At 71.4% G+C, this 26,933-nt stretch carries 25 protein-coding genes and 1 pseudogene; 13 read left to right on the plus strand and 13 right to left on the minus strand.

Going from position 1 to position 26,933, the window contains the following annotated elements; translation table 11 throughout:
• Window positions 1–139 precede the first annotated feature (139 nt).
• The 5 genes from ACXJMZ_RS05325 to ACXJMZ_RS05345 all read left to right on the plus strand — a co-directional run bounded on the left by ACXJMZ_RS05325 (window position 140) and on the right by ACXJMZ_RS05345 (window position 4,302).
• Window positions 140–658 carry a 2-oxo-4-hydroxy-4-carboxy-5-ureidoimidazoline decarboxylase gene (locus ACXJMZ_RS05325; RefSeq protein WP_457028975.1) on the plus strand — a complete coding sequence of 173 codons (519 nt, stop codon included), beginning with the start codon at window positions 140–142 and terminating at the stop codon, window positions 656–658.
• Window positions 659–879: 221 nt separating this feature from the next.
• Entirely contained in the window at window positions 880–1,260 is a 381-nt protein-coding gene (gene sdhC / locus ACXJMZ_RS05330) for a succinate dehydrogenase, cytochrome b556 subunit (RefSeq protein ID WP_457028821.1), read from the plus strand.
• A gap of 6 nt (window positions 1,261–1,266) precedes the next feature.
• Complete coding sequence (sdhD, locus tag ACXJMZ_RS05335) at window positions 1,267–1,758, plus strand: succinate dehydrogenase, hydrophobic membrane anchor protein (RefSeq protein WP_457028822.1); 492 nt, start codon at window positions 1,267–1,269, stop codon at window positions 1,756–1,758.
• Window positions 1,759–1,786: 28 nt separating this feature from the next.
• Complete coding sequence (gene sdhA / locus ACXJMZ_RS05340) at window positions 1,787–3,529, plus strand: succinate dehydrogenase flavoprotein subunit (protein WP_457028823.1); 1,743 nt, start codon at window positions 1,787–1,789, stop codon at window positions 3,527–3,529.
• Window positions 3,529–4,302, plus strand: coding sequence for a succinate dehydrogenase iron-sulfur subunit (locus ACXJMZ_RS05345; RefSeq protein WP_457028824.1), 774 nt, complete (start codon window positions 3,529–3,531; stop codon window positions 4,300–4,302). Before sdhA ends, ACXJMZ_RS05345 begins: the two co-directional genes overlap by 1 nt.
• On the opposite strand, the gene ACXJMZ_RS05350 is transcribed toward ACXJMZ_RS05345, so the two are convergent.
• Both ACXJMZ_RS05350 and ACXJMZ_RS05355 read right to left on the minus strand, forming a co-directional pair.
• Entirely contained in the window at window positions 4,299–5,753 is a 1,455-nt protein-coding gene (locus ACXJMZ_RS05350) for a hypothetical protein (RefSeq protein ID WP_457028825.1), read from the minus strand. The genes ACXJMZ_RS05345 and ACXJMZ_RS05350 overlap by 4 nt on opposite strands.
• Window positions 5,754–5,841: 88 nt before the next feature.
• Entirely contained in the window at window positions 5,842–6,087 is a 246-nt protein-coding gene (locus tag ACXJMZ_RS05355; RefSeq protein WP_457028826.1) for an SCO4848 family membrane protein, read from the minus strand.
• A 138-nt stretch (window positions 6,088–6,225) separates the two neighbouring features.
• Here ACXJMZ_RS05355 and ACXJMZ_RS05360 point away from each other — a divergent pair, with 138 nt between their 5' ends.
• On the plus strand, window positions 6,226–7,437 hold the full coding sequence (locus ACXJMZ_RS05360; protein WP_457028827.1) for a D-alanyl-D-alanine carboxypeptidase family protein: 1,212 nt from the start codon (window positions 6,226–6,228) through the stop codon (window positions 7,435–7,437).
• Window positions 7,438–7,444: 7 nt separating this feature from the next.
• Here ACXJMZ_RS05360 and ACXJMZ_RS05365 read toward each other — a convergent pair whose 3' ends face one another.
• The 3 genes from ACXJMZ_RS05365 to ACXJMZ_RS05375 form a co-directional block, all read right to left on the minus strand.
• Window positions 7,445–8,368, minus strand: coding sequence for a YihY/virulence factor BrkB family protein (locus ACXJMZ_RS05365; RefSeq protein ID WP_457028828.1), 924 nt, complete (start codon window positions 8,366–8,368; stop codon window positions 7,445–7,447).
• 90 nt (window positions 8,369–8,458) lie between these two features.
• Window positions 8,459–9,418 (minus strand): class I SAM-dependent methyltransferase, encoded by a 960-nt coding sequence (locus ACXJMZ_RS05370; RefSeq protein ID WP_457028829.1) that lies wholly within the window; start codon window positions 9,416–9,418, stop codon window positions 8,459–8,461.
• A 256-nt stretch (window positions 9,419–9,674) separates the two neighbouring features.
• Window positions 9,675–10,691, minus strand: coding sequence for a glycosyltransferase family 2 protein (locus ACXJMZ_RS05375; protein ID WP_457028830.1), 1,017 nt, complete (start codon window positions 10,689–10,691; stop codon window positions 9,675–9,677).
• Window positions 10,692–10,766: 75 nt separating this feature from the next.
• Between ACXJMZ_RS05375 and ACXJMZ_RS05380 the strand changes: the two genes are divergently transcribed.
• From ACXJMZ_RS05380 to ACXJMZ_RS05395, 4 genes and pseudogenes are all read left to right on the plus strand, one after another.
• Complete coding sequence (locus tag ACXJMZ_RS05380; protein ID WP_457028831.1) at window positions 10,767–11,330, plus strand: class I SAM-dependent methyltransferase; 564 nt, start codon at window positions 10,767–10,769, stop codon at window positions 11,328–11,330.
• Between the two features lie 119 nt (window positions 11,331–11,449).
• Window positions 11,450–14,998: a bifunctional glycosyltransferase/CDP-glycerol:glycerophosphate glycerophosphotransferase gene (locus ACXJMZ_RS05385; RefSeq protein WP_457028832.1), complete on the plus strand. Its 3,549-nt coding sequence runs from the start codon at window positions 11,450–11,452 to the stop codon at window positions 14,996–14,998.
• Between the two features lie 226 nt (window positions 14,999–15,224).
• Window positions 15,225–17,069: pseudogene (locus tag ACXJMZ_RS05390) on the plus strand (CDP-glycerol glycerophosphotransferase family protein); the annotation flags it as partial.
• Between the two features lie 152 nt (window positions 17,070–17,221).
• Window positions 17,222–17,629: a CDP-glycerol glycerophosphotransferase family protein gene (locus ACXJMZ_RS05395; protein WP_457028833.1), complete on the plus strand. Its 408-nt coding sequence runs from the start codon at window positions 17,222–17,224 to the stop codon at window positions 17,627–17,629.
• 25 nt (window positions 17,630–17,654) lie between these two features.
• Here the strand turns inward: ACXJMZ_RS05395 and ACXJMZ_RS05400 are convergent, their stop codons facing one another.
• The 6 genes from ACXJMZ_RS05400 to ACXJMZ_RS05425 form a co-directional block, all read right to left on the minus strand.
• A complete protein-coding gene (locus tag ACXJMZ_RS05400) occupies window positions 17,655–18,215 on the minus strand; it encodes a 2'-5' RNA ligase family protein (RefSeq protein ID WP_457028834.1) in 561 nt (186 codons plus the stop codon).
• The gene (gene trpS, locus ACXJMZ_RS05405; protein ID WP_457028835.1) at window positions 18,215–19,252 is read right to left on the minus strand and encodes a tryptophan--tRNA ligase; all 1,038 of its coding nucleotides are present in this window, start codon (window positions 19,250–19,252) and stop codon (window positions 18,215–18,217) included. Before trpS ends, ACXJMZ_RS05400 begins: the two co-directional genes overlap by 1 nt.
• 30 nt (window positions 19,253–19,282) lie before the next feature.
• Window positions 19,283–20,164, minus strand: a complete 882-nt coding sequence (locus tag ACXJMZ_RS05410; RefSeq protein ID WP_457028836.1) for a hemolysin family protein — start codon at window positions 20,162–20,164, stop codon at window positions 19,283–19,285.
• 83 nt (window positions 20,165–20,247) lie between these two features.
• Window positions 20,248–21,237 carry a malate dehydrogenase gene (locus tag ACXJMZ_RS05415; RefSeq protein ID WP_457028837.1) on the minus strand — a complete coding sequence of 330 codons (990 nt, stop codon included), beginning with the start codon at window positions 21,235–21,237 and terminating at the stop codon, window positions 20,248–20,250.
• Window positions 21,238–21,441: 204 nt separating this feature from the next.
• On the minus strand, window positions 21,442–21,843 hold the full coding sequence (locus ACXJMZ_RS05420) for a DUF3017 domain-containing protein (protein WP_457028838.1): 402 nt from the start codon (window positions 21,841–21,843) through the stop codon (window positions 21,442–21,444).
• A gap of 5 nt (window positions 21,844–21,848) precedes the next feature.
• A complete protein-coding gene (locus tag ACXJMZ_RS05425; protein ID WP_057231179.1) occupies window positions 21,849–22,706 on the minus strand; it encodes a bifunctional methylenetetrahydrofolate dehydrogenase/methenyltetrahydrofolate cyclohydrolase in 858 nt (285 codons plus the stop codon).
• 209 nt (window positions 22,707–22,915) lie between these two features.
• Here ACXJMZ_RS05425 and ACXJMZ_RS05430 point away from each other — a divergent pair, with 209 nt between their 5' ends.
• From ACXJMZ_RS05430 to ACXJMZ_RS05440, 3 genes are all read left to right on the plus strand, one after another.
• Entirely contained in the window at window positions 22,916–23,317 is a 402-nt protein-coding gene (locus ACXJMZ_RS05430) for a DUF4190 domain-containing protein (RefSeq protein ID WP_457028839.1), read from the plus strand.
• Window positions 23,314–23,727, plus strand: coding sequence for a DUF2752 domain-containing protein (locus ACXJMZ_RS05435; protein WP_457028840.1), 414 nt, complete (start codon window positions 23,314–23,316; stop codon window positions 23,725–23,727). Before ACXJMZ_RS05430 ends, ACXJMZ_RS05435 begins: the two co-directional genes overlap by 4 nt.
• Before the next feature lie 143 nt (window positions 23,728–23,870).
• Window positions 23,871–24,578, plus strand: coding sequence for an RDD family protein (locus ACXJMZ_RS05440; protein ID WP_457028841.1), 708 nt, complete (start codon window positions 23,871–23,873; stop codon window positions 24,576–24,578).
• A gap of 69 nt (window positions 24,579–24,647) precedes the next feature.
• Here the strand turns inward: ACXJMZ_RS05440 and purH are convergent, their stop codons facing one another.
• Window positions 24,648–26,228 carry a bifunctional phosphoribosylaminoimidazolecarboxamide formyltransferase/IMP cyclohydrolase gene (purH, locus tag ACXJMZ_RS05445; protein WP_057231186.1) on the minus strand — a complete coding sequence of 527 codons (1,581 nt, stop codon included), beginning with the start codon at window positions 26,226–26,228 and terminating at the stop codon, window positions 24,648–24,650.
• Entirely contained in the window at window positions 26,225–26,899 is a 675-nt protein-coding gene (gene purN, locus ACXJMZ_RS05450) for a phosphoribosylglycinamide formyltransferase (protein ID WP_457028842.1), read from the minus strand. Before purN ends, purH begins: the two co-directional genes overlap by 4 nt.
• Window positions 26,900–26,933: the final 34 nt, after the last annotated feature.

Raw genomic sequence — 26,933 nt, forward strand, 5'->3', positions numbered from 1 at the left:
AGATGCCTGTTCCCGGGCCTGGCCGACCGGTCCCTCGCGCAACCGCTGACCACCTACGTTTCGTCTCTGGAGCAACTCCCCTTCCCGCCCTCACGAGGAGGACCCGCTGTCCAGTGACATCCCGCCACGACGGTTCGACCTGCCGTTGCTGGTGCCGTCCCTGCTCGGGCTTCACCGTTTCAACGAGGCCGACCCCGGCGCTGCCGAGGAGGCCCTGCTGGCCTGTTGCGGCAGCCACCGGTGGGCGCTTCGGCTCACCGCACACCGCCCCTACCCCGACATAGAGTCCCTGTTGGCCGCCGCCAGCGAGGCCTCCTACGACCTGCGCCCGGCCGATCTGGCCGAAGCGCTGGCCGACGAGAGCTGGATGCCGCAGCCGCTCCTCGGCATGCGCGCACCCGGCAGCCAGGCTGCACACACCGCACTGCGGGCCGCCCACGCCGCGTACGAGGCGCGGTTCGGCCACGTCTTCGTGGTCTGCCTGGACGGGATCGAACCGGAGGAGATGCTCGACACCGTGCTCAGCTCCGTACGGACCAGGCTTGCCAACGATCCGGACGAGGAGCGGCTGATCGCGGCCGACGAGCTCCGCCGGATCGCGCTGACCCGGCTGGAGCACCTCGTCGCCACCGCCACCGCCACCCGGTCGGGCAACTGACCGGGCGGCGGTGACGCCGCCTTGGCGCGGGCAATGACGTGACTCAGAGTCACATTCGGGGGGTCGATTAGGCCGTGCGTGCCTGTTTGATCACACCTGACACCCCCGGACGCGGTTCACCGCACGGCGTCGATAGGATGCTGGCGGCCGGAGACCGTACCGGCCGGGCTGACCGACACCGAAGCCGGCCGAGCCCCCAATCCGCTTCCGGAGGGTTTTCCGTGCCGGCTGGAACGCTGTACCGCGGCCGGGAAGGCATGTGGAGTTGGGTGGCTCATCGAGTCACCGGCGTCCTCATCTTCTTCTTCCTGTTCGCCCATGTTCTCGACACCGCTCTCGTGCGGGTGTCACCCGAGTCGTACGACACCGTGATCCAGACGTACAAGACACCGCTGGTGAACCTGATGGAGTACGGCCTCACCGCCGCCATCCTGTTCCACGCACTGAATGGTCTTCGGGTCATCGCCGTGGACTTCTGGTCCAAGGGCCCGAAGCTCCAGAAGCAGATGCTCTGGTCCGTCGTCGGTGTCTGGGTCGTGCTGATGGCGGCGTCGTTCTACCGCATCCTCGAGCACACCCTCCTCTCCTGGTTCGGGAAGTGATCGACGATGGCTGCTGACACCAACGAGACCCTGGTGGTCCCCTCCGTCCACGCCCACACGGGCCAGGGCCTGGGCACCGGGAACCCCGCCGACGCCTTCGTCGTCGAGCCCCCGCGTACGCGTACCAAGAAGACCCCTCGGCGTACCCGCACCAATTTCGAGATGCTCGCCTGGCTGTTCATGCGCCTGTCGGGTGTCCTGCTGGTCGTGCTGATCCTCGGTCACCTGCTGATCATGCTGGTGCTCGACGGCGGCGTGTCGAAGATCAACTTCGCCTTCGTGGCGGGTCGCTGGGCCTCGCCGTTCTGGCAGGGCTGGGACCTGCTGATGCTGTGGCTCGCCATGCTGCACGGCAGCAACGGCATGCGCACGGTCATCAACGACTACGCGGAGAAGGACTCCACCAGGCTGTGGCTGAAGACCCTGATGGGTGCCGCGACCGTCTTCACGGTCCTGCTCGGCACCCTGGTGATCTTCACCTTCGACCCGAACATCTAATCGGCCAGCCAGAGGCGACGTAGACCCCATGCAGATTCACAAGTACGACACCGTCATCGTCGGCGCCGGTGGCGCGGGCATGCGCGCGGCCATCGAGTCGACCCAGCGCAGCCGCACCGCGGTGCTGACCAAGCTGTACCCCACTCGCTCCCACACCGGCGCGGCCCAGGGCGGCATGTGCGCCGCCCTCGCCAACGTCGAGGAGGACAACTGGGAGTGGCACACCTTCGACACGGTCAAGGGTGGTGACTACCTGGTCGACCAGGACGCCGCCGAGATCATGTGCAAGGAGGCCGTGGACGCCGTCCTCGACCTGGAGAAGATGGGTCTCCCCTTCTCCCGGACCGAGCAGGGCCGGATCGACCAGCGCCGCTTCGGCGGTCACACCCGCAACCACGGTGAGGCGGCCGTCCGGCGGTCCTGCTACGCCGCGGACCGCACCGGTCACATGATCCTGCAGACGCTGTTCCAGAACTGCGTCAAGCACGGCGTCGAGTTCTTCAACGAGTTCTACGTCCTGGACCTGCTGATCAACGACGGCAAGACCGCGGGCGTCGTCGCCTACGAGCTGGCCACCGGCGAGATCCACGTCTTCCAGGCCAAGTCGGTGGTCTTCGCCTCCGGCGGCACCGGCAAGTTCTTCAAGGTGACCTCCAACGCGCACACCCTGACCGGTGACGGCCAGGCGCTGGTCTACCGTCGCGGCCTGCCGCTGGAGGACATGGAGTTCTTCCAGTTCCACCCGACGGGCATCTGGCGGATGGGCATCCTGCTCACCGAGGGAGCCCGCGGCGAGGGCGGCATCCTGCGCAACAAGGACGGCGAGCGCTTCATGGAGCGCTACGCCCCGGTCATGAAGGACCTCGCGTCCCGTGACGTCTGCTCGCGCGCGATCTACACCGAGATCCGCGAGGGTCGCGGCTGTGGCCCGGACGGCGACCACGTCTACCTGGACCTGACGCACCTTCCGCCGGAGCAGCTGGACGCCAAGCTCCCGGACATCACCGAGTTCGCCCGGACCTACCTCGGCATCGAGCCCTACACGGACCCGATCCCGATCCAGCCCACCGCGCACTACGCGATGGGCGGCATCCCGACCAACGTCGAGGGCGAGGTGCTGCGCAACAACACCGACGTGGTGCCCGGCCTCTACGCGGCCGGCGAGGTGGCCTGCGTCTCGGTGCACGGCGCCAACCGCCTGGGCACCAACTCGCTGCTCGACATCAACGTGTTCGGCAAGCGGGCCGGTATCGCCGCCGCCGACTACTCGTCGAAGGTCGACTTCACCGAGCTGCCCGAGAACCCGGCCGAGAAGGTCGTGGCGATCATCGAGGGTCTCCGCGACTCCGAGGGCACCGAGTCGGTCGCGCAGATCCGCAAGGAACTGCAGGAGACCATGGACACCAACGCCATGGTCTACCGCACCGGCGAGACCCTGAAGCAGGCCGTGGCCGACATCGCCGGGCTGCGCGAGCGGTACAAGCACGTCGCGATCCAGGACAAGGGCCAGCGCTACAACACGGACCTGCTGGAGGCCGTCGAGCTGGGCAACCTGCTCGACCTGGCCGAGGTGCTGGCCGTCTCCGCGCTCGCCCGTGAGGAGTCGCGCGGCGGTCACTACCGCGAGGACTTCCCGACCCGTGACGACGTGAAGTTCATGCAGCACACCATGGCGTACCAGGAGGTCGCCGCGGACGGCACCACCTCGATCCGCCTCGACTACAAGCCGGTCGTCACGACCCGCTACCAGCCGATGGAGCGTAAGTACTGATGAGCACTCCGACCGTGGAGACGCACTCGGCCGCTCTGGACGCGGCCGAGGCCGGTGGCATCAAGCTGATCACCGTCACCCTCAGGATCCGCCGGTTCAACCCGGAGGAGCTGCCGGACCCGGTGTGGGTCGACTACCAGCTGGAGATGGACCCGAAGGAGCGCGTCCTTGACGCCCTCAACAAGGTCAAGTGGGAGCAGGACGGCACCCTGACGTACCGCCGTTCCTGCGCGCACGGCATCTGCGGCTCCGACGCGATGCGGATCAACGGCCGCAACCGGCTGGCGTGCAAGACCCTGATCAAGGACGTCAACCCGGAGCAGCCGATCACGATCGAGGCCATCAAGGGCCTCACGGTCCTCAAGGACCTGATCGTGGACATGGACCCGTTCTTCCAGGCGTACAAGGACGTCATGCCGTTCCTGATCACCAACGGGAACGAGCCGACCCGCGAGCGCCTGCAGACCGCCGAGGACCGCGAGCGGTTCGACGACACCACCAAGTGCATCCTGTGCGCCGCGTGCACCTCGTCCTGCCCGGTGTTCTGGAACGACGGCCAGTACTTCGGCCCGGCGGCCATCGTCAACGCGCACCGCTTCATCTTCGACTCGCGTGACGAGGGTGCCGAGCAGCGCCTGGAGATCCTGAACGACCGTGAGGGCGTGTGGCGTTGCCGCACCACCTTCAACTGCTCCGAGGCCTGCCCCCGTGGCATCGAGGTCACCAAGGCGATCCAGGAAGTGAAGCGGGCCCTGGTGACCCGCCGCTTCTAGTCTTCGCCACGAACTGAGGGCCCGTCCGGCGTCTGCCGGGCGGGCCCGCAGCCGGTGGCCCCGTCACCGTCGCCGTCACCGGAGCTGCCCAGGGTCGGGTACTGCGCGACCGGGAAGCTGCCCAGCACCGTCCCGGCCGCCGGGTCGGCCAGCGCCGCGAAGTCGTACACACCGGCCGCGTCGCGCGGGACGGCGTACGCCCGCAACGTGCCGGTCGCCTTCTCCCGGGCCCAGACGGTGAGGTTGCCGGCCGCGTCGGGGCCGGGACCGATCAGCTGGTACCCGCCCCAGTTGCCGGTGGTGGTGACCCGGACGGTCTCCCCCCACCAGCCCTCGATGGCGGCCACCCAGAGGTCCCCGTCGACCACGGTGAGCTGCTGCAGGCCTTCCGGGGCCGAGCGGGAGCCCGAACCGATCGACACCAGCTGCCCCGCCCGGGACCAGTCGAGCCCCTCGGCATCCGGCAGGTAGTCGTACGTCGGCGACGACCGGACGGGGTCGAGGCCACCCCGGTAGAGGTAATAGCCACCGGCCGAGCCCGGGCGGCGGACCAGTACGTCGTCCACCGGGTTCCTGCCCCGGGACCAGCCGCCGTGAGTGATCTCCAGACCGTCCCAGCTGCCCGTACCACCCGGCGCGACCTGGGCCGGGAAGACGGCGCTCGGCTCGGTGCCGGTGGCGTCCGCACTGATCACCTGAAGGTTGCCCGCCAGGTCGGTCAGCACGATGTCCGGGACACCGTCGGCGTCCACGTCGCCGAACGCCTTGGGGGCGTTGGCGTTCCAGGGGGCGTAGAAGCTGTAGTAGGTGGGCTGGGTCACGTTGCCGGCCCGGTCCACGGCCTGGACCTGGAGCACATGCGTCCCCCAGTCGCGAGGCCTGAGCGTGACCGTCGCGGAGCCGTCCGCTCCCGCCGGTACGGCTCCCGTGCAACCGTCCCCGACACTGATCGTGCCGTCCAGCACGTACCGGTAGCACGCCACTCCGGAGCCGGTCTCGGTCGCGCGGAAGGTGAAGACGCCCTTCTGGCCCGCGAACTTGTTGGTGCCCTCGGCCGGGAAGTCGGTGGAGCTGACCGCCGCGACCGGCGCGGTGACGTCCACCCCGAAGCCGCACTTGGCGGTGGGCTGTCCGCCGCCCTGCGGCCAGAACCGCCAGGCGTACCGGTGACCGTCCGTCAGCGCCTCGGGGGTGACGGACAGCTGCCCGGCCTGGCCGTCGACCTGACGGTCCACCAGCTTCGTACCGGTGGTCTCGTCCCAGAGTCCGAACCGGGCGCCCGTACCGGAGGTGGTCCCGGTCAGGACCGGGGTCGTGGTGTTCAGCCAGTCCGCCGTGCAGGCCGCGGTGACCTGGTCGGGCGAGGCCGCCGACGCGGCCGGGACCGAGAGCAGGCCGGAGACGGCCGCCACCGTCGCGGCGGAAGCCAGCAGCCGTCGAGAGAGAGTCACTTGGAAATCCCCACCCAGAAGAAAAAGGGTGCGCCGTGTACGCCCCCGGCGGGGATCCTGGCATTTCCGCCGGGTGGGGGCAATGCCTTTAGGCCCGGCGGAGGGTGCGCAGGCTGCGGACGCCGACCGCGCCGACCAGCAGACCGAGCACCAGGGAGGTGACGGCCAGCAGCAGGTGGACCCAGAAGAAGGTGGTGGGCTGCCCGTGGTCGCCGTTGGTGAAGGCCTGGCCGCCGGAGTCCTTCCAGAGGTTCTTCAGGAAGGTGGTCCAGATGATCACCGACCAGACGCCGAAGGCGGTGAGGAACCAGGAGGTGCGGCGGCCGAGCTTCATGGGAGGTCCTAGCGGGCGGGGGCGGAGCTGTCCGGTCCAGTATGCGGAGTGGGCCGGGCGGGCCAACCGGCGGCACTCGTTCGGGGGACGATGGCGGCGCGGCGGGCCGTCGGCGGGGCGTCCGGGTACGGTCCCTGGGTGTCCACACTCCGTCACTTCGTGTACCGGTGCGCCGCGGTGGCCGCGGCCGTCTCGCTCTGCTCCGCCGGAGTGCCCTGGCAGGATCCGCCGCCCGGGATGTCCGCCGTGGGCGGCGAGCGGCTGGGCCAGCCAGGAGTGCAGCTGGCGCCGTCGGCCGGTGCGCCGCCGCTGCCCGCCGGGCTGACCGGGCAGTCCTGGCTGGTCGCGGACGCGGGCAGCGGTGAGGTACTGGCCTCGAACAACGCGCACCTGCGGCTGCCGCCCGCGAGCACGCTGAAGATGCTGTTCGCCGACACCGTGCTGCCCAGGCTCGACAAGAACACCGTGCACCGGGTGACCGACGCCGAGCTGGCCGGGATGGGCCACGGCAGCAGCATGGTCGGGATCAAGGAGAACCTGGACTACCGGGTGGAGGACCTGTGGCGCGGGGTGTTCCTCAGCTCGGGCAACGACGCGGTCCGGGTGCTGGCGCACATGAACGGCGGGATCGCCGAGACGGTGGCTCAGATGCAGGCCAGGGCGCAGGCGTTGGGGGCGTTGGACACCAAGGTGGTGACACCGGACGGGTACGACACCGACGGGCAGCTCTCCTCGGCGTACGACCTGACGCTGTTCGCCCGGTCCGGCCTGCGCAACCCGGACTTCCGGGTCTACTGCGCCACCCGGGACGCGCAGTTCCCCGGGCTGGTCGACAAGACCACCGGGCTGCGCGGCAGTTTCGGCATCGCCAACACCGACCGGCTGCTGGGCAAGTACCAGGGACTGATCGGGGTGAAGAACGGCTACACCACCAACGCCGGGGCCACCTTCACCGGCGCGGCCGAACGGGGCGGCCGCACGTTGCTGGTGACGGTGATGCGCCCGGCCGGGTACCAGCAGGTCTACGACGAGACGGCGGCGCTGCTGGACTGGGGCTTCGCGGCGGCGGGGAAGGTCACCCCGGTCGGCCGGCTGGCCGACCTGCCGCCCGCCCCCACCACCCCCGCCACCCCCGCCGGGGGTGCCGGGGGTGCCGGGGCCGCCACCGGCCCGGCCACCGCCACCGAACCGCCACAGGCCGCACCGGTGGAGCAGGCGGAGCAGGTGGAGCAGGTCGCGGCGGCGCCCGTACCCGAGGGAATCGGCTGGCCCGGCTGGCTGGCCGCCGGGCTCTGCCTGGCCGCCGTGGTCGGTGCCGTGCACTGGGCCAGGCGCCGGCCCACCCGCTGACCCGGCGTCAGCGGGCCTCGGCCGGCGGCTCGGCCGCGCTCTCCAGCAGCGCGTCGGCCTGTGCCCTGGTCCTGGCCCGGGCCGCGGCCGGGTCGGCCAGCGCGGTCCAGGAGGCGCAGAACAGCAGCAGCCGGCAGACGAAGTTGATCCAGAGCAGCAATGCAACCGGCACGCCGAAGGCCCCGTACAGGCTCTTGCCCGCGACCGAGCCGAGGTAGGAGGAGAGCAGCAGCTTGAGCAGCTCGAAGCCGACCGCGCCGATCAGGGCGCCCTGGAACAGGGCGCGGCGCCGCTGCTGCTCGGTGATCCGGGGGAACGGGCCGAGCAGATAGGCGAACAGCACCAGGTCGGCGGCGACCGCGATCAGGAACCCGACCAGGGTCAACAGCCAACCCACGCCGTCGAGTTCGAGCCACTCGGCGGCCCTTCGGGCCAGCGTGGTGGCCAGCGCCGAGGCGCCCAGCGAGACCGCCGAGACCAGGCCGAGGCCGAGCAGCACCGCGCAGTCCCAGAGCTTGCCGATCACCGGGTTGCCCGGGTCGGCGGGCAGCCGCCATATCTCCCGGACCGAGCCGCGCATGGTCGCCACCCAGCCGAGCCCGGAGATCAGCAGCAGTACGCCGCTGATCAGCCCGACCGTGCCCGCGTTGGCGACCAGCGAGGGCAGGTCGAGCGAGTCGGACAGGCCGGGCAGCTGGTCGGCGATGTCCTGCTGGAGCTGGTCCACCCGGCTGTCCGAGAGAGCGGCCACCGCGATCGCCAGCGCCACCGTGAGCAGCGGGAAGAGCGCCAGGAAGGCGAAGAAGGTGACCGCCCCGGCCAGCCGGTTGCCCTGTACCTCGGTGAAGTGGGCGTACACCAGCCAGGGCCGGCTGCGTAGCACTCGGGCGGCGAGCGGGCCGATCACCGGGAGCTTGGTCAGGAATTCCACGGCCACCTTGCCGGTCGGGTCCGGAACGTCCGGTCCTGTATACCGGCCCGAGCGGCGGGCCGGAGCGTCAACGCTCCGGCCGGCGGCGGCTCACTTCGCGCGGCGGGCCCTGCGGACGGCCGAGGTGACCACCGGCGGGAGCAGGTCGACGGCCACCCGCTTGGCCACCTCGACCGGGCGGCGGGCGACGGCGGCCTTCGCGCGACGGCCCGCCAGGTCCTTGGCGGCGGCCCGTCCCTTCCGGGACGCGGCCTCCTTGACCAGCCGGTCGTGGTGCCGGGAGACCGGGAAGTCGGCGAGCAGCTCGGGCTGGCCGTCGAGGCGGAGCACCCGCTGCCCCGCGATGGTGTCGGTCACCACCCAGACACCGGAGGCGCCGCCGGAGCTGGCCAGCAGGGCCTCCTGGGCGGGCGCCGGGTCGCCCCAGGTGCCGTAGAACTTGCACTCGGTCAGCAGGATCGGCCGCAGCCCCAGGTTGAACACCGCCTCCCAGGTCGCGGCGGCCACGCCCGGGGTGTGTGCGGAGCGGTAGTCGTCCAGCACCAGCACGCCGTCCTTGGCCAGCGCGTCCCGGGCGACCTTGATGTCCCCGGCCACGTGCTCGTACAGGTGCGAGGCGTCCACGTGGACGAACCGACAGCTGCCCGCCGGGACCCGGCCGTCGGCCAGCACCGAGGTGGGGGCCTGGATCAGTTCGGGCAGCTGGTCGTGGAAGGCCAGGTAGTTGACCTCGAACGCCTCGCGGGTGAGCGTCTTGCGGTACGACATGGTCATCTCGGCCGAGTTCTCGTCGTCCGGAGCGTCCGAGTCGAACAGGTCGCAGACCGTGAACCGCTCGCCGGACTGGAGGTGACGGCCCATCACGATCGCACTGCGGCCGAGGTAGGCACCGAGCTCCATCAGGTCGCCACCGACGCCGGCCTGCTCCTGACGGTCCAGGAACCACTCGAAGGCGTGCCGGTCCAGATCCCAGAACCAGCCCGGAACGTCACCCAGCACCGCCGGTTCGACGATTCTGGGGCTGTCGCTGGTCGCGGTGCTTCCGGTCATCGGTACTCCTCACAGCTGCACGGCCGACCGCCACGGACGGCCCAACCGGAGCAACGACCCGGTGCCGTCCGGGTGACCACCGCTCCTGGGTGAGCTTCGGTACGGATGGTTGACCGCCCTCACCCGCCAGGTGCGGATTCACCCGTCCGGCGGCCTGCCGTCACGGCACGCTGTCCCTTAGGTGCGCGCGACACTACCGCACCGGCGCCCGGCCTTAAAGGGCTCCGACAACCCTGGTCGCGGACCGGCCGGAGCGCTACCCGCGCCCCCGGGTCAGCCTGCTGAGAGCGCTCCGGCCGCGGGCCAGCACGCGGAACCCCTGGTACGTCAGAAACCGTCCACGGCCGAGCAGTTCGGCCCGCAGACCCGCGACGCCCGGGGCCGGCCGGTAGTCGGCCGGGCGCAGCCGGGCGCAGTGCTCGGCGGCCCGGCGGAAGTACGCGCGGCGGTCGCCCGGCGGGATCCGGCCCGGCTTGGAGACCACCGTGTCGAGGTGGTGCAGCATCCGGCCGTAGACCACCGGGCGCCAGCGGGCCAGGTCGGGGCGGCGGTCCAGGAAGGCGAAGACCCGGTCGTACTGGTCGAAGATGTCGAAGTGCCTGCGGGTCGCGGTGGCCAGGATGTTGCCGCCCTCGCGCCGCTGGCGGTAGTGCACGCCGACCAGGTCGAGCACTGTGATCCGGCCGGCGGCCAGCAGGGCCGGGAAGGTCCAGGGGGTGTCCTCGTAGTACCCGGCCGGGAAGGTCAGGCCCTGCTCGGCGAGGTAGTCCCGGCGGTAGGCCTTGTTCCAGACCACCATCAGCAGGTCGAGCAGGTCGGGGCGCCCGTCCAGGTCGAAGACCTCGGGGCCAGGGCGGGCGAAGACCGGGGCCGATGCGGAGCGGACCACCCGGCCGTCCCAGTAGGTGCGGGCGTAGTCGTAGACCAGCAGGTCCGGGTCGGCGGTGGCCTTGAGCCGGCCCTCGACCGCCTGCAGCAGACCGGGGGTCAGCGTGTCGTCGCTGTCCAGGAAGATCACGTAGTCGCCGGTGGCGACCTCGAGACCGGCGTTCCTGGCCCGGCCGAGGCCGACGTTGGCGGCGAGGTGCAGCACCCGGATCCGCTCGTCGCGCCGGGCCGCCCGGTCCAGCTGGGCGCCGCAGCCGTCGGGTGACCGGTCGTCCACCGCGATCAGCTCGAAGTCCGGACAGGACTGGGTGAGCACCGAGTCGAGACACTCGGCCAGGTACTCCTCGACCTGGTAGACCGGGACGATCACACTGAAGCGGGGCATTTGCCCCTCATCCTAGGACTGCCTCTAGTCTCCTCTCACCAATCCGTCCATCGGAGCGCCTGGAGAGGCCCTGCCATGTCCGAACTCCGCGACCCGCAGACGCCCGGCTCGAGCCTGCTGCCCACCCGGGCCCTGCACCGCTGGCACCTCAGGCGGCTCCGGCTCGGCCGGACCCTGGACCTCGGCTGCGGCGTCGGCCGCAATCTGCGGCACTGCGGGCCCGGCAGCATCGGCGTGGACCGCGACGAGGCCTCGGTGCGGGCCGCCCGCGCGGGTGGCCTGGAGGCTTACACGGCAGCCGAGTTCGAGGCCGACCCGGAGCTCGGGCGGCCCGGCGCGTTCGACAGCATGCTGGTCGCCCACGTGCTGGAGCACCTGGACCCGGAGACCTGCCGGGCGCTGCTGGCGAGTTACCTGCCGAGCGTCCGCTCCGGCGGCCGGGTCGTCCTGATCACCCCTCAGCCCGCCGGGTACCGCTCGGACCCCACCCACGTACGGTTCGTCGACCTCCCCACCCTGCGCGAACACGCCGGACAGGCCGGTCTGCGGATCGGGCGCAGCTACTCCTTCCCACTGCCCGAGGCGGCCGGAAGGGTCTTCAGGGACAACGAGTACGTGCTGGTCGGCATCGTGCCCTGACGGGCTGCGGCACCGCGGGAGAGGACGGGCCGGACGGTAGGATCGCGGAAGACCTGTGTTCGGTCGCAGAGACCGGACACAGCTGGTCGCACGTCCCCGATGAAAGGCCCGCGCAGCCGATGGCCCCCCGCCTCTCCGTCGTCGTCCCGATCTACAACGTCGAGCGCTACCTCGAGGAGTGCCTGGACTCGATCGCCGCCCAGACATTTGGTGACCTTGAATGTGTGATGGTCGACGACGGCTCCAAGGACGGCAGCGCGGCACTCGCCGAGGCCTACGCCGCCAAGGACTCGCGCTTCCGCCTGGTCAGGCAGGAGAACCAGGGTCTCGGCGCGGCCCGTAACACCGGCTACCGGCACATCTCGCCGGACACCGAGTTCCTGAACTTCGTCGACAGTGACGACACCCTGCCGCCCAGCGCGTACGAGCTGATGATCGGCACGCTGGAGGAGACCGGCTCGGACTTCGTCACCGGCAACGTGCTGCGCTTCCGGGCGGTCGGGTACTACCCGTCCGGCGGGCACCGCAAGCCGTTCGCCGAGACCAGGCTGAAGACCCACGTCACCGAGCTGCCCAGCCTGGTCACCGACCGGACGGCGTGGAACAAGGTCTACCGCCGCTCGTTCTTCGACGCGGCCGGCGTGCTGTACCCCGAGGGCATCCTGTACGAGGACGCCCCGGTCAGCGTGCCGCACCACTACCTTGCGAAGAGCGTGGACGTGCTCTCCGAGCCGATCTACCACTGGCGCGAGCGCGAGGTCGGCGAGATGTCGATCACTCAGATGCGCACCAACCCCAAGGGGTTGATCGACCGGGTCAAGTCGATGGAGCTGGTCCGGGACTGGCTGCTGGCCAGGACCGAGCCGGAGTTCAAGGAGTACCTGCGCTCCTACGACGAGAACAACCTCGTCGAGGAGATCCCGATGTTCTTCTGGTCCGTCCTGGAGGGCGACCAGGACTACCGGGAGGCCTACCAGGCGAACGTCAGCCGGCTGCTCCGGGCGATCGGCCCCGAGCAGGTCCGCAAGCTGCGCGCGCCGCTGCGGCTCAAGTACCACCTGACGCTGCAGAACCGGATGTCCGAGTTCATCGACCAGATGGAGTTCGAGAAGGACAGCAACGGCGCCGCCCCGGCCCGTGGCCTGCTCCGTCCGTACGCCGACTACCCGTTCCTGCGCGGCGGCCGCAAGAGCGTGCCCGCCGACGTGCTGCGGCTGGACAACGCGCTGGTGATGCGCAGCCGGCTGTACGACTCGGCCTGGGAGGACGGCAAGCTGCGGATCACCGGGCACGCCTTCCCCGAGCACCTGGGCGCCGAGAACCGGCACGACATGGTCAAGGTGCTGGTGCTCCGGGAGGCCAAGGGCCGCCGGGTGCTGGCCGTGCAGACCAGGGCCATGTACAGCCCGGAGGCCACCGCCTCCTCACCGCACGACCTGTACAACTGCGACTGGGCGGGCTTCTCCGCCGTCATCGACCCCAAGCGGCTCAAGCACCGGGGCGAGTGGCGGGACGGCTCCTGGCGGGTGCTGATCGCGGGCATCGGCAAGGGCGGCGTCTACAAGGGCCGGATCTCGGGCGGCTGGAGCGACACCGCCGAGTACCCGCCGGTGCAGTGGGTCGAGGACGACGTCCGGATCGTGCCGTGGCTCAAGAACAACCACGTCTACCTGCGGGTCGAGCGGGTCCGGGTGCGGGCCCTGACGGTCAGTGAGCAGGGCGGCGAGATCACCCTCAGCGGGCAGGCCGGCTCCGGCACCGACCTGGCCGGGGTGCAGCTGCGGATGCTGCACACCGAGTCCGACCGCGAGCTGCTCTTCCCGGTCGAGCTGGGCACGCCGGCCGGCCGCGACGTGCCGTTCACCGCGAGCTTCCCGATCGACCGGCTGATCGCCGTCCGCGAGGCCTGGGACGCGCTCGACCCGGCCGCCGAGGAGCGGCTGCGGGACCGCTGGGCCACCGAGCTGCTGCTCGCCGACGGCACCACCCTGCCGGTGGTGATAGACGACCGCCGGGCCCCCCAGCAGCTCAATCTGCCGATCCTGAACGGGACCAGGGCGCTGTTCTCCAAGCCCTCGCCGAGCGGGTACCTGCAGTTCACCGACCAGGTGCTGCAGCCCGTGGTGGACGAGATCGTCCGGGCCAAGGACACCGAGGGCTTCCTGCTCAGCGGCAGCTTCCCGCTGACGGGCAGCCACCACTACGAGCTGGTGATCCGGCACAGCTGGCTGGAGGAGGAGCACCGCTACCCGGTCGAGATCACCGACGGCCGGTTCCGCGCCGCGCTGCCCGCTGTGCCGACCGCCTCGTTCGCCGGGCAGGTCCCGCTGCACCGCGGCACCTGGGCCGTGGAGTTCCGCCCGGKCGGCGCCGAGCCGGGCAGCCTCTGGCCGAGCGCGCTGCTGGCCTCCACCAGCCACCGCGAACTGCCGATGGAGGTCCAGGCCCGCGGCCGCCGGGTGGTGCTGGAGCGCCGCATCTACGACAGCCTCTCGCTGGAGTCGCACTCCGACCTGCTGCCGGAGGAGCGCAGCGGCTACCGCCAGCGTCGGCTGCGCAACGGCTTCGCCGAGGCCCAGCGTGCTCCGCTCACCGACACGGTGCTCTACGACGCCGGGCTGGGCAGCCAGTACGCGGGCTCGCCGCGGGCCGTGCACGAGGAGCTGGTCCGCCGGGGCGCCCCGCTGCGGCACGTCTGGACCAGCACCGACATGCAGGCCGACCTGCCGCAGACCGCAGAGCCGGTCCGGCAGTTGAGCCCCGAGTGGTACGAGCACCTGGCCACCGCCAAGTACGTGGTGACCAGCGCCCACCTGCCGGACTTCTTCGTCCGCAGGCCCGGCCAGGTGGTCCTGCAGACCTGGCACGGCACCCCGCTCAAGCGGATCGGCCACGACTTCGAGAAGGTCTGGTTCACCGACTCCGAGTACCTCAAGCTGCTCGACCGCGAGGTCGCCCAGTGGAGCCTGCTGGTCTCCGGCAACACCTTCTCCACCGGGGTGCTGCGGCGGGCCTTCAAGTACCAGGGCGAGATCCTGGAGTCCGGCTACCCGCGCAACGACGTGCTGCTCGCCGCCGACCGGGAGAAGACCGCCGAGCAGGTCCGCGAGCGGCTCGGCCTGCCCGAGGGCAAGAAGGTGGTGCTGTACGCGCCGACCTTCCGGGAGGACCGGCGCCGGCCGCAGGGCGGCTACCAGCTCGACCTGCGGATCGACCTGGCGGCGGCCCAGGCCGCCCTGGGTGAGGACCAGATCCTGCTGATCCGGGCCCACGAGCTGATGTGCGGTCAGGTCCCGAGCGCGGGCAACGGCTACGTCTGGGACGTCGGCACCTACCCCGACATGGCCGACCTGCTGCTGATCGCCGACGTCCTGGTGACGGACTACTCCTCGGTCACCTTCGACTTCGCGAACACCGGCAGGCCGATCCTGTTCTTCACGCACGACCTGGAGCACTACCGGGACAACCTGCGCGGCTTCAGCCTCGACTTCGAGGCGGACGCGCCGGGCCCGCAGCTGGCGACCTCGGCCGAGCTGGTCGAGGCCCTCAGCCGGGTCGACGCGGTGGCCGCGCAGCACGCCGACGCGTACGCGGCCTTCCGGCAGAAGTACTGCGACCTGGACGACGGCCAGGCCTCGGTCCGGGTGGTCGACGCCCTGCTCGGCTGACCGGATTCGAACCGATGTCCGGGCCGAGCCCGGACATCGGTTCGATCAGGACCCCCGATCGGGTCGTCCTCAGGGCCTTCCTGACCGCATCGGTTGACCTGCGGGTCCAGCAGGTATGTCATGGGCGGTCACAGTCCGTGTCAGGGTCGGCACCGTCGATCCACGGCAGCCGGCCGGACCGTCGGCCGTCCTGCGGCCGGCCGCGCCGCCCAGGAAGCCGCCCGCGATGCCCGTAGCCCGTTCCCGCCTTCTGCTGCCGTCCCCTCGACCGTCGAGACCGACGACCACCGCCACGACCACCACCGCGCCGCCCACCGCCCTCGCGCTCGGGCTGCGCTCCGCCAGGTGGACCGAAGGACGGCTGGAACTGACCGGCTTCGCCCGCCGGGACGACCGCGGCAGCGGCAAGGTCCGCAGCTCCTTCACCGTGCTGGAGCTCGCCCGCCCCGGCCGGCCGCCGATCCGGTTCCGCACCCGGCCGCTGCGGCTGCCCGAGGTGACCGAGGACAGCGCGCAGAGCGACCACAACCACGACTGGGCCGCCTTCACCGCCACGGTCGACCCCGGGCGGCTGCGCACCGGCGACGGCGCCTGGCCGGACGCCGAGTGGGAGGTCAGCGCAGGGCTGCTGCACACCCTCGGGCCGACCGGCGTACGGCGCGAACAGGGCCCGCTCCGGCCGTACTGGTGCGGCTCGGGCGAGTACCCGCCCGCGCACTGGCTGGAGCAGAACGTCCGGGTGCTGCTGTACTTCGCCGACCAGCGGCTGCGGCTCAAGGTGCACCGGGTGTGGAGCCGGCTCACCGGCCTCCGGCCGGTGGACGACGGCCTCGAACTCACCGGCTGGGCCCACGACCTGCCGCCCGGCACGGTGTTCCGGCTGGCGCACCGGCACACCGGGGCCGAGAGCCGGCACCCGGTCGCCGCCACCGGCCAGGACTTCACCGTCCGGCTGCCGTTCGAGGCGTTCGCCGCCGTCGGAGCGACCACCGCCTCCTGGCACGGCGAACTGCTCCGGCCGGACGGCTCCACCGAACGGCCGGTGCTCGACGAACGCCCCTGGCCCGGTGGCCTGCTGCTCGCCCGGCCTGCGGGCGGCGCCCTGCTGGTCCGTCAACTAGCCGACGGGTACCCAGAGTTCTGCGTCCAGCCCGGGGCCGTACTGGTCGACCGGATCACCCCCGGCCCGGACGGCTTCCGGCTCACCGCGCACGTCGCCCTCCCCGGTGACGGCCCGCTGGAACTGGTGCTCCGGCACGCCAACGGCACCGGCGAGATCCGCCACCCGGTCGAACGCGGCACCCCCGCCGAGCTCACCGTGCCCGCCGTGGTGACCGCGCCCGACCTCAGCAGACGCCCGCTCCGGCGCGGCATCTGGGAGCTGCGGCTGCGCCCGGCCGGCCGGGCCGACGCCGAACAGCCCCTGCTGCTCAGCTCGCGGGCGCTGGCCCAACTCCCGTGCACGGTAGGGCTCGGAGCCACCGCAGGGGTGGTCGCCGGGGGCGCCAAGCGGGCCGTACTGCAGAGCCGCTGGCACAACACCCTGATCCTCGACTCCACGCCCGTCCTGGCCCCCGCCGAGCGCAGCCGGTACGCCCAGCGACGGCTGCGCACCGTCGACTACCCCGCCGCCCGCCGTCGGCCGCTCCGCCCCGCCGTGCTCTACGACGTGTTCGGCGGACGCGGCTACGCCGACTCACCCCGCGCCGTCCACGCCGAACTCGCGCGGCGGGCAATCCCGTTGGAGCACCTCTGGGTGGTGGACGACGCCCAGGCGGTGATCCCGGCCGGGGTCCGGCCGATCCGCAGCCACAGCCCCGAGTGGTACGAGGCGCTGGCCACCTCGCGCTACCTGGTCGGCAACACCCACCTACCGGAGTTCCTCGAACGCCGCCCCGGTCAGGTGGTGCTGCAGACCTGGCACGGCTCGCTGCTGAAGCGGATCGCCCACGACGTGACCAATCCCCTGCTGGCCAAGGCCGGCTACCTGGCCGCGCTCGACCGCGAGGTCCCGCAGTGGAGCCTGCTGCTCTCCCCCAGCGCCTTTGCCACCCCGATCCTGCGCCGCGCGTTCCGCTACACCGGCGAGGTCCTGGAGTCCGGCTACCCCAGGAACGACCTGCTGGCGGGCCCGGCGGACGCCTCGGCGGTCCGCCGCCCCTGGCCGCCGCCCGGGCCGCGCTCGGCGAGGACCACGTCCTGCTGGTCCGCCCGCACACGCACGTGGCCGAGCCGCTGCCGGGCGCCGGCGACGGCTTCGTCCTGGACGTCGGCGACTACCCCGACGTGCAGGAACTCCTGCTGGCCGCCGACGTGTTGGTCACCGACTACTCCTCGATCATGTTCGACTTCGCGATCACCGGCAGGCCGATCCTGTTCTTCACCTACGACCTGGAGCACTACCGGGACGCCCTGCGCGGCTTCTACTTCGACTTCGAACGCGAGGCCCCGGGACCGCTGTTGGCCGACTCGGCCGAACTCATCGGCGCGCTGCGGTCGTTGACCACCGGCAGCACACTGCCCGACCGGTACGCGGACGCCTACCGGAGGTTCCGCGCCACCCACTGCCGACTGGACGACGGCCGGGCCGCCGCCCGGGTGGTGGACCGCCTGCTCGAACTGGGCGGCTGAGCCCGGGCGGCCGAGCCGATCAGGGTCAGCCGGTGCCGAAGGCGTAGCCGCGCCACGGGCGCCAGACCTCGTCCTCGCCGAACCGGGAGAGCACGAAACCGGGCACCGGGAAGGCCGCGTGGAAGGTGCGGGCCTCGGTGTACGCCCGGTCCAGCACCGCCTCGGGGAGACCGTGCGCGACCGTGACGTGCGGGTGGTACGGGAAGGCCAGCTCGCGGGCCAGCGGACCGGAGCGGACGGCCGCCTCCAGCGCCCGGCACTCCTGGGCGCCCTCCTCGACCCGGACGAAGACCACCGGCGAGACCGGCCGGAAGGTGCCGCTGCCCTGCAGCAGCATCGGGAACGGGGCGTGCCCGGCGGCCACCGCGCGCAGATGGGTCTCCACCTCGGCGAGCCGGTCGAGCGGGATGCCGGTCGGCGGCAGCAGCGTGACGTGGGTCGGTATCGAGCGGGCCAGCGGGTCGCCGTGCCCGGCCCGGGCGTCCTGGATCGCGGAACCGTACGGCTCCGGGACGTGTATGGACACGCCGATGGTGACGGCCTCGGGGAGGCCGTCACCGACGGGGGCGGGCACGGCGGTCGACATCAGCGCTTCGGAGCCAGGAAGCCGATGCGGTCGTACACGGTGGCCAGCGTCTCGGCGGCGACCGAGCGGGCCTTCTCCGCGCCCAGACCGAGCACCCGGTCCAGCTCGGCCGGGTCGTCCAGGTAGGCCTGGGTGCGCTGCTGGAACGGGCCGACCCAGTCGGTGAACAGCTCGGCCAGCTCGGTCTTCAGCGCGCCGTACATCTTGCCGTCGAAGTGCTCGACCAGCTGCTCGATCGACCGGCCGCTGAGCGCGGAGTGGATCCGCAGCAGGTTGGAGACGCCGGCCTTGTTCTCCTCGTCGTAGGAGACCACGGTGCCGGTGTCGGTGACGGCGCTCTTGAACTTCTTGGCGCTGACCTTGGGCTCGTCCAGCAGGTTCACCAGGCCCTTGGGCGAGGAGGCCGACTTGCTCATCTTCGCGGTCGGGTCCTGCAGGTCCAGGATCTTGGCCGTCTCCTTGAGGATGTACGGCTTCGGCACGGTGAAGGTGGGCTCGTAGCGGGTGTTGAAGCGCTCCGCGAGGTCGCGGGTGAGCTCCAGGTGCTGGCGCTGGTCCTCGCCGACCGGGACGGCGTCGGCCTGGTAGAGCAGGATGTCGGCGATCTGCAGGATCGGGTAGGTGAACAGGCCGACCGAGGTGCGGTCGTTGCCCTGCTTGGCGGACTTGTCCTTGAACTGGGTCATCCGGGCGGCCTCGCCGAAGCCCGTCATGCAGTTCATGATCCAGGCCAGCTGGGCGTGCTCGGGCACGTGCGACTGGACGAAGAGGGTGCAGCGCTCCGGGTCCAGGCCCGCGCCGAGCAGCTGGGCGGCGGAGATCCGGGTGTTCGCCCGGAGGACGGCCGGGTCCTGCTCGACGGTGATCGCGTGCAGGTCGACCACCATGTAGAAGGCGTCGTTGGCCTCCTGCAGGTCCACCCACTGGCGCACCGCACCGAGGTAGTTGCCGAGGTGGAACGAGCCCGAGGTGGGCTGGATGCCGGAGAGCACCCGGGGACGGTCCTTCGTCGGACCGGTGACCGCTGCGTTGACCATGAGCGCCATTCTTCCAGCTTCACCGACCGCTCAGGAAACCTCAGCCCCTGGAGGTTCCGACAGTGTGACGGCACTCACCCGGATCCGTTCGATCCGGCGGCCGTCCAGCTTGGCCACCGCGAGCCGCAGGCCGTCCTCGGTGGCCACCTGGTCACCGGTGCTGGGCAGCTTGCCCAGCTCGCTGACCAGGTATCCGGCCACCGTCTCGTACGGCCCCTCCGGCAGGGTGACGCCGGTCTCCTCGGCGAAGTCGGCCAGGTTGAGCAGCCCGTCGAGCTCCATCCCGCCGCCGGCCAGCCGCCGGGTCGCGGTGGTGTCCTGGGCGTCGTACTCGTCCCGGATCTCCCCGATCAGCTCCTCGACCAGGTCCTCCAGGGTGACGATGCCCGCGGTGCCGCCGTACTCGTCCACCACGATGGCCAGGTGGTGGCCCTCCCGGCGCATCTCGCCCATCGCCGCCAGCACCCGTTTGGTGGCCGGCAGCAGCTTCACCGGCCGGGTCAGCTCGCGGACCCGGCGGGCGTGCTCGCCGCGCGCCCCGTACAGGTCGCGGACGTGCACGAAGCCCGCCACCGAGTCGTAGGAGCCCTCCACCACGGGGTAGCGGGAGTGCGGCGAGCGGCTGGTCTCGGCGCGCACCTCGGCCAGCGGGCGGTCGGCGTCCAGGAAGGTGACCTCGGTCCTGGGGACCATCACCTCGCGCAGCTGCCGCTCCCCCGCCGAGAACACGTCGGCGATCAACTCTCGCTCGTCGTGGCCGAGTTCGGTGTTGGCGGCGACCAGGCCGCGGAGCTCCGCGGAACTGATCGCGGGCTCCTCGCGGAGTCCCCTGGCGTAGCCGAGCAGGCGGCTCAGCGGGCGGAGCAGTTCGGCCGACGCGGCGGTGAGCAGCAGGAGCAGGGCGAGGGTCACGGGGGGTCAGTGTACGGCGACGGCCGGGCCGCCCCTGTCGGGGCGACCCGGCCGTTCGGGTGAGCCGGGGCTCAGGATCGGGCTCAGATGAGGCCGAGCTCCTTGACCGCGTCGCGCTCCTCGACCAGCTCGCCGACCGAGGCGTCGATCCGGGCGCGGGAGAAGTCGGAGATCTCCAGACCCTGGACGATCTCGAACTTGCCGTCCTTGGTGGTGACCGGGAAGGAGGAGATGATGCCCTCCTCGACGCCGTACGAGCCGTCGGAGACGATGCCCATCGAGGTCCAGTCGCCCTCGGCGGTGCCGTTCACCCAGGTGTACACGTGGTCGATGGCGGCGTTCGCGGCCGAGGCGGCCGAGGAGGCGCCACGGGCCTCGATGATCGCCGCGCCGCGCTTGGCGACGGTCGGGATGAAGGTGTCGGCCAGCCACTTCTCGTCGTTGACGGCCTCGGCGGCGTTCTTGCCGTTGACCAGCGCGTGGAAGATGTCCGGGTACTGGGTGGCCGAGTGGTTGCCCCAGATGGTGAGCCGCTGGATGTCGTTGACGGTGACACCGAGCTTCTTGGCGAGCTGGGCGACCGCGCGGTTGTGGTCCAGGCGGGTCATCGCGGTGAAGCGCTCGGCCGGCACGTCCGGGGCGTTGCGCTGGGCGATCAGGGCGTTGGTGTTGGCCGGGTTGCCGACCACCAGGACCTTGATGTCGTCCGCGGCGTTGTCGTTGATGGCCTTGCCCTGCGGGCCGAAGATGCCACCGTTGGCCTGCAGCAGGTCACCGCGCTCCATGCCCGCGGTACGCGGACGGGCGCCGACCAGCAGGGCCACGTTGGCGCCGTCGAAGGCGGTGGCCGGGCTGTCGGTGATGGTGATGTCGCGCAGCAGCGGGAAGGCGCAGTCGTCCAGCTCCATCGCGGTGCCCTCGGCGGCCTTGAGACCCTGCGGGATCTCCAGGAGGCGCAGGTTCACCGGCACGTCCGCGCCGAGCAGGTGGCCCGAGGCGATGCGGAACAGCAGCGCGTAGCCGATCTGGCCGGCCGCGCCGGTGACGGTGACGTTGACGGGGGTGCGAGTCATTTTCTGTCTACTCCAGCGATCGCCAGCCACGCCCCACGCGCGCCCGACGCGCTGGAGCCGAGGACGGTCTCTCGACATCGAGAGATCCGGCGTCAGGTTATCGCAAGCCCGCCGCCGGGGATGCCCACGGCACTGGCTGATACGTCACAACGGCCCCCGCCCGGGTGCGGACGAGGGCCGTTCGTGGGAGTTCGACCGCGAGCGTCAGCGCCGCTGACGGCCGATGAACTGCCCGATGTTGTCCAGCACCGAGAACCGCAGCCACGGATCCGGCTGGGCGATCAGGGTGAGCAGCACGATCGCCCCGCCGAGAAAGGTCAGCACCGTCACGTCGGTGAAGCGGCTGCGCACCGCCAGCATGCCGACCTCGGGCAGCACCAGCCGGAGCACCGCCCCGATCAGCACCGCCCCGCCGACGGTCAGCAGGCCGTACTTGAAGTCACCGAACCAGGTGATGCCGAGCCCGGTCGCGACCAGGGCCAGCACCATCGTTATCGGCCACTGCCGGGCCGGCAGCGGGTGGCTGCGGTCCAGCGCCGCCGCCGAACCCTCCGGCGGCAGCGTGCCGGTGGTCTTCACCGGCCGTCGGCGTGACTTGGCCGCCATCGGCGTCAGCCGTTGGCGCGGCGCTCGGCCGCCACCACGATGTTGTTGAGCAGCATCGCGCGGGTCATCGGGCCGACGCCGCCGGGATTCGGGGAGATCCAGCCGGCCACCTCGGCGACCGCGGGCTCCACGTCGCCCATGATCTTGCCCTCGCCGTCCCGGCTGACGCCGACGTCCAGCACGGCCGCGCCGGGCTTGACGTCCTGAGCCTTGATCAGGTGCCCGACACCGGCGGCGGCCACGATGATGTCGGCCTGGCGCAGGTGCTTGGCCAGGTCCACGGTGCCGGTGTGACAGAGCGTCACGGTGGCGTTCTCGGACCGCCGGGTCAGCAGCAGGCCGATCGAACGGCCGACGGTCACGCCGCGGCCGACCACCACGACCTCGGCGCCATCCAGCTTGACCTCGTGCCGGCGGAGCAGCTCGACGATGCCGTACGGGGTGCAGGGCAGCGGGCCCTCGATGCCGAGCGTGAGCCGGCCGAGCGAGGTGGGGTGCAGGCCGTCGGCGTCCTTGTCCGGGTCCATCAGCTCCAGGACGGGGTTCTGGTCCAGGCCCTTGGGCAGCGGGAGCTGGACGATGTAGCCGGTGCAGGTCGGGTCGGCGTTGAGCTCGCGGACGACGTCCTCGACCTGCTGCTGGGTGGCGGTGGCCGGGAGCTCGCGCTGGATCGAGGCGATCCCGACCTCGGCGCAGTCCTTGTGCTTGCCGTTGACGTACCAGCGGCTGCCCGGGTCGTCGCCGACCAGGACGGTGCCGAGGCCGGGGACGATGCCCCGCTCCTTGAGGGCCGCCACGCGGACGGCGAGTTCGGACTTGATCGCGGCCGCGGTGGCCTTGCCATCGAGAATCTGGGCAGTCATGGCGCCATTGTCCCGGATCGCGGCCCGTGCTCGGCACGTGCCGTCCGGGTTGCGGTTGCGCCACAGTTCCGCCCGGGTACCGATCGCCGCTGGACAGCCCCGGGGGCGCCCGCCCACGATATGACCGGCACGACCATGCTCCGACGGCCGGTGACGGCCCGTCGGAGCGGCACGGGGGAGACAGCACAGCTCGGGGGGACCGAAGAACAGTGAGCAATCCGTACCAACAGCAGCCGCCCGATCCGTACGGGTACGGGCCGCCGCAGCAGCCGTACGCCGCGCCGCAGTACCCGCAGCCGATGCCTCAGCAGCCCGGCTACGGCTACCCGCAGCCGCCGGTACCGGCGCCCGCGCCCGTGCCGAACAACCTGGCCGTCGCCGCCATGGTGCTGGGCTTCCTGAGCATCCTGATCTGCTTCTACGGGGCGCTGCTCGGCCCGGTCGGGCTGGGCCTGGGCATCGCGGGCCTGAACAGGGCCCGGCAGACCGGGACCGGCCGCAGCCAGGCGATCGGCGGCATGGTGCTCTCCGTCCTCGGGATCCTGATCGGCATCGCCGGTGTGGTCTTCTACTCGACCGTCGCCGACCTCTCCGAGAACTACGGATCGTGAACCACCAGTTGACGGCTCGCTGGACGAGCACGGCCGGTACCCCGCTGGGCGGTGCGCTGCGGACTGCGCTGCGCGGGGCCGGTGCGGCGGCGGCCGCGCTGACGGTCGCCGCGCTGCACGACGTGCACGACCCCGGCGCGCTCTGCCCGCTGCGCCGGTTCACCGGCATCCCCTGCCCCGGCTGCGGGAGCACCACGGTCTTCATCGAGGCCGGCCACGGCGCCTTCGGCGCCGCGCTGCTGGCCAACCCGGTGACGGTGGTGGTCGGGCTCGGTCTGCTGGTCGCGCCGCTCGGCCCGGGGCGCTGGTGGTGGCAACTCCCCAACCTCCACCGGAATGTCCTGATCGGTACCGCTTTAACAGCGTCCTGGCTCTGGCAGTTGCACCGCTTCGGCGTCGTACTGCCCTGAGCCTGACGCTTTCTGACGGTAACTGACCTTCGCGGTGTCACCGCGTTCCGCTAATGTCCCACCCGGTCGGCAACTCAACTGCCTGTCCGTCCCAGGGTCTTCCTGTCCCGTCCCGCACCTCACCATCCTGCCCGGAGGCACTGATGAGCTACCCGCCCGACCCGAACAACCCGTACAACAAGCCGCCGCAGCCCCCGCAGCAGCCGCAGCAGCCCGGTTACGGCTACCCGCAGCAGGGCCCCCCGCAGGGCGCGCCCGGCTACGGCTACCCGCAGCAGCCCCCGCAGCAGCAGGGCTACCCCCAGCAGCCCCCGCAGCAGGGCTACGGCATCCCGCCGCAGCAGGGCTACGGCCAGCCCGGCGGCTACCCCAACGCCGGTCAGGTGCAGAACTTCTACGCGAGCTGGGGCTCCCGGGTCGCCGCCTCCCTGGTCGACGGCCTGATCATCGGCATCCCGGCGGGCATCCTCTACGGCCTCGCCTTCGCGATCGGCTACGAGGCCCCGGTATGCAGCACCGGCCGTTACAGCTCGGTCTGCACCGGCGGCGGCTTCACCGGCGCCGGCCTGGCGGTCGCGGGCATCGGCTGGCTGATCGCGGTCATCGGCGGCTTCTGGCTGCTCTACCAGGTCGGCACCACCGGCCAGACCCCCGGCCGCAAGATGGTCAACATCCGGGTGGTCCGGGAGGCCGACGGCCAGCCGCTCGGCTTCGGCATGGCCTTCGTCCGCCAGCTCTGCCACATCGTGGACGAGATCTGCTGCATCGGCTTCCTGTGGCCGCTCTGGGACGCCAAGAAGCAGACTTTCGCGGACAAGATCGTCGGCACCGTGGTCGTCAAGTCCAACTGACCGCACGGCAGATGCCCCGCACGCCCTCGACGGGCGTGCGGGGCGTGCGGGGCATCTGCCGTTCCCGGGTCAGTGGAAGAAGTGCCGCGTCCCGGTCAGGTACATCGTCACGCCGGCCGCCTTCGCCGCCGCGATCACCTCGTCGTCGCGGACCGAACCGCCCGGCTGCACCACGGCCTTGACGCCGCCGTCGAGCAGCACCTGCAGACCGTCCGGGAACGGGAAGAACGCGTCCGAGGCGGCGTACGAGCCCTGGGCCCGCTCGCCGGCCCGCTCGACCGCGAGCTTGGCCGAGTCGACCCGGTTGACCTGGCCCATCCCGACGCCGACCGAGGCGCTGCCCTTGGCCAGCAGGATCGCGTTGGACTTGACGGCCCGGCAGGCCCGCCAGGCGAAGGCCAGCTCGGCCAGCTCGTCGGCGGAGAGCGCGTCGCCGGTGGCCAGCGTCCAGCCCGACGGGTCGTCACCGGCCGCGTCGATCCGGTCCACCTGCTGGAGCAGCGCGCCACCGGAGATCGGGCGGACCTCGACCCGGTTGGCCGGGGCCTCGGCGGCGCGCAGCACCCGGATGTTCTTCTTCCGGGCCAGCACCTCGACCGCGCCGTCCTCGTACGCCGGGGCCACCACGACCTCGGTGAAGATCTCGGCGATCTGCTCGGCCAGCTCGACGGTGACCGCACGGTTCACCGCGATCACACCGCCGAACGCGGAGAGCGGGTCACAGGCGTGCGCCTTGCGGTGCGCCTCGGCGACGTCCGCACCGGTGGCGATGCCGCACGGGTTGGCGTGCTTGATGATCGCGACGGCCGGCTCGGCGTGGTCGTACGCGGCCCGGCGGGCGGCGTCGGTGTCCACGTAGTTGTTGTACGACATCTCCTTGCCGTGCAGCTGCTCGGCGCCCGCCAGGCCGCCGGTGCCGTCGGTGTAGAGCGCCGCGCCCTGGTGCGGGTTCTCGCCGTAGCGGAGCACGTTCTGGCGCTCGTAGGCGGAGCCGAGGAAGGCCGGGAACGCCTCGGTGTTCTCGGTGTAGCCGGAGCCCTCGAACCAGGAGGCGACCGCCACGTCGTAGGCGGCGGTGTGGGCGAAGGCCGCACCGGCCAGCCGCTTACGGGTGAGCAGGTCGAAGCCGCCGCCCTGAACCGCCGTCAGCACGTCCGCGTAGCGGGCCGGGTCGACCACGACGGCGACCGAGGGGTGGTTCTTGGCCGCCGCACGGACCATCGACGGACCGCCGATGTCGATCTGCTCGACGCACTCGTCGGGGGTGGCGCCGGAGGCGACCGTGGCGGTGAACGGGTAGAGGTTCACCACCACCAGGTCGAAGGGCTCGATCTCCAGCTCGGCCAGCTGCGCACGGTGCGAGTCGAGGCGCAGGTCGGCGAGCACACCGGCGTGCACGCGGGGGTGCAGCGTCTTCACGCGCCCGTCCAGGCACTCCGGGAAGCCCGTCAGCTCGGAGACCTCGGTGACCGGGACGCCCGCGGCGGCGATCCGGCCGGCCGTCGACCCGGTGGAGACGATGGTGACCCCGGCGGCGTGCAGGCCCTGGGCCAGCTCCTCCAGACCGCTCTTGTCGTACACGCTGATCAGCGCGCGGCGGATCGGGCGGATGTTCTCCGAGACGGGGGGCGTGGTGGAGCTGGCACTCATGCCGGAATCCATACCTTTCGGTCCTCGATACGGTGACCCTCGCGAGCCAGTCGGCCCACGACGTCGACGAGCAACTGACGCTCGACAGTCTTGATGCGCTCGTGCAGCGCGGCACCGCCGTCGGCGTGGTCGGTCTCCTCGACCGGCACCACACCCTGCGCGATGATCGGCCCGGTGTCCACGCCGCCGTCCACCAGATGGACGGTGCAGCCGGTCACCTTCACCCCGTACGCCAGCGCGTCGGCCACGCCGTGCGCGCCGGGGAAGGCGGGCAGCAGCGCGGGGTGGGTGTTGACGATCCGTCCGGCGAACGCGGCGATGAACTCCGGGCCGAGGATCTTCATGAACCCGGCGGTGATCACCAGGTCAGGCCGGTACCCGGCGACCGAGGCGGTCAGCGCGGTGTCCCAGGCGGAGCGGTCGGCGTGGTCCTTGATCCGGTGCACGAAGACCGGCAGGCCGGCCTGTCCGGCCCGCTCCAGCCCGGCGATGCCGTCCCGGTCCGCACCGACCGCGACGATCTCGGCCCCGAAGGCCGGGTCGGCGACGGCGTCGATCAGCGCCTGCAGGTTGGTGCCAGAACCGGAGACCAGCACCACCAGCCGGGCCGGGCCCGGGGTGCGCGGCGGGAAAGTCTGACTACGGGCGGACTGGGCGGAAACAGCGGCCACTGCGCGATTCTCCGTACGTCGTTGCGCCCGCTGG

Source organism: Kitasatospora sp. P5_F3 (assembly GCF_054049135.1).

Bases quoted from the DNA above. Each gene is read 5' to 3' on its own strand.
- ACXJMZ_RS05355 (WP_457028826.1), bottom strand. From the start codon at position 6,087: ATGAAGCTCGGCCGCCGCACCTCCTGGTTCCTCACCGCCTTCGGCGTC.
- ACXJMZ_RS05420 (WP_457028838.1), bottom strand. From the start codon at position 21,843: ATGGCGGCCAAGTCACGCCGACGGCCGGTGAAGACCACCGGCACGCTG.
- ACXJMZ_RS05425 (WP_057231179.1), bottom strand. From the start codon at position 22,706: ATGACTGCCCAGATTCTCGATGGCAAGGCCACCGCGGCCGCGATCAAG.
- ACXJMZ_RS05400 (WP_457028834.1), bottom strand. From the start codon at position 18,215: ATGTCGACCGCCGTGCCCGCCCCCGTCGGTGACGGCCTCCCCGAGGCC.
- sdhD (WP_457028822.1), top strand. From the start codon at position 1,267: ATGGCTGCTGACACCAACGAGACCCTGGTGGTCCCCTCCGTCCACGCC.
- ACXJMZ_RS05375 (WP_457028830.1), bottom strand. From the start codon at position 10,691: ATGCCCCGCTTCAGTGTGATCGTCCCGGTCTACCAGGTCGAGGAGTAC.
- ACXJMZ_RS05440 (WP_457028841.1), top strand. From the start codon at position 23,871: ATGAGCTACCCGCCCGACCCGAACAACCCGTACAACAAGCCGCCGCAG.
- purH (WP_057231186.1), bottom strand. From the start codon at position 26,228: ATGAGTGCCAGCTCCACCACGCCCCCCGTCTCGGAGAACATCCGCCCG.
- ACXJMZ_RS05380 (WP_457028831.1), top strand. From the start codon at position 10,767: ATGTCCGAACTCCGCGACCCGCAGACGCCCGGCTCGAGCCTGCTGCCC.
- ACXJMZ_RS05370 (WP_457028829.1), bottom strand. From the start codon at position 9,418: ATGACCGGAAGCACCGCGACCAGCGACAGCCCCAGAATCGTCGAACCG.
- ACXJMZ_RS05415 (WP_457028837.1), bottom strand. From the start codon at position 21,237: ATGACTCGCACCCCCGTCAACGTCACCGTCACCGGCGCGGCCGGCCAG.
- sdhA (WP_457028823.1), top strand. From the start codon at position 1,787: ATGCAGATTCACAAGTACGACACCGTCATCGTCGGCGCCGGTGGCGCG.
- trpS (WP_457028835.1), bottom strand. From the start codon at position 19,252: ATGGTCAACGCAGCGGTCACCGGTCCGACGAAGGACCGTCCCCGGGTG.
- ACXJMZ_RS05345 (WP_457028824.1), top strand. From the start codon at position 3,529: ATGAGCACTCCGACCGTGGAGACGCACTCGGCCGCTCTGGACGCGGCC.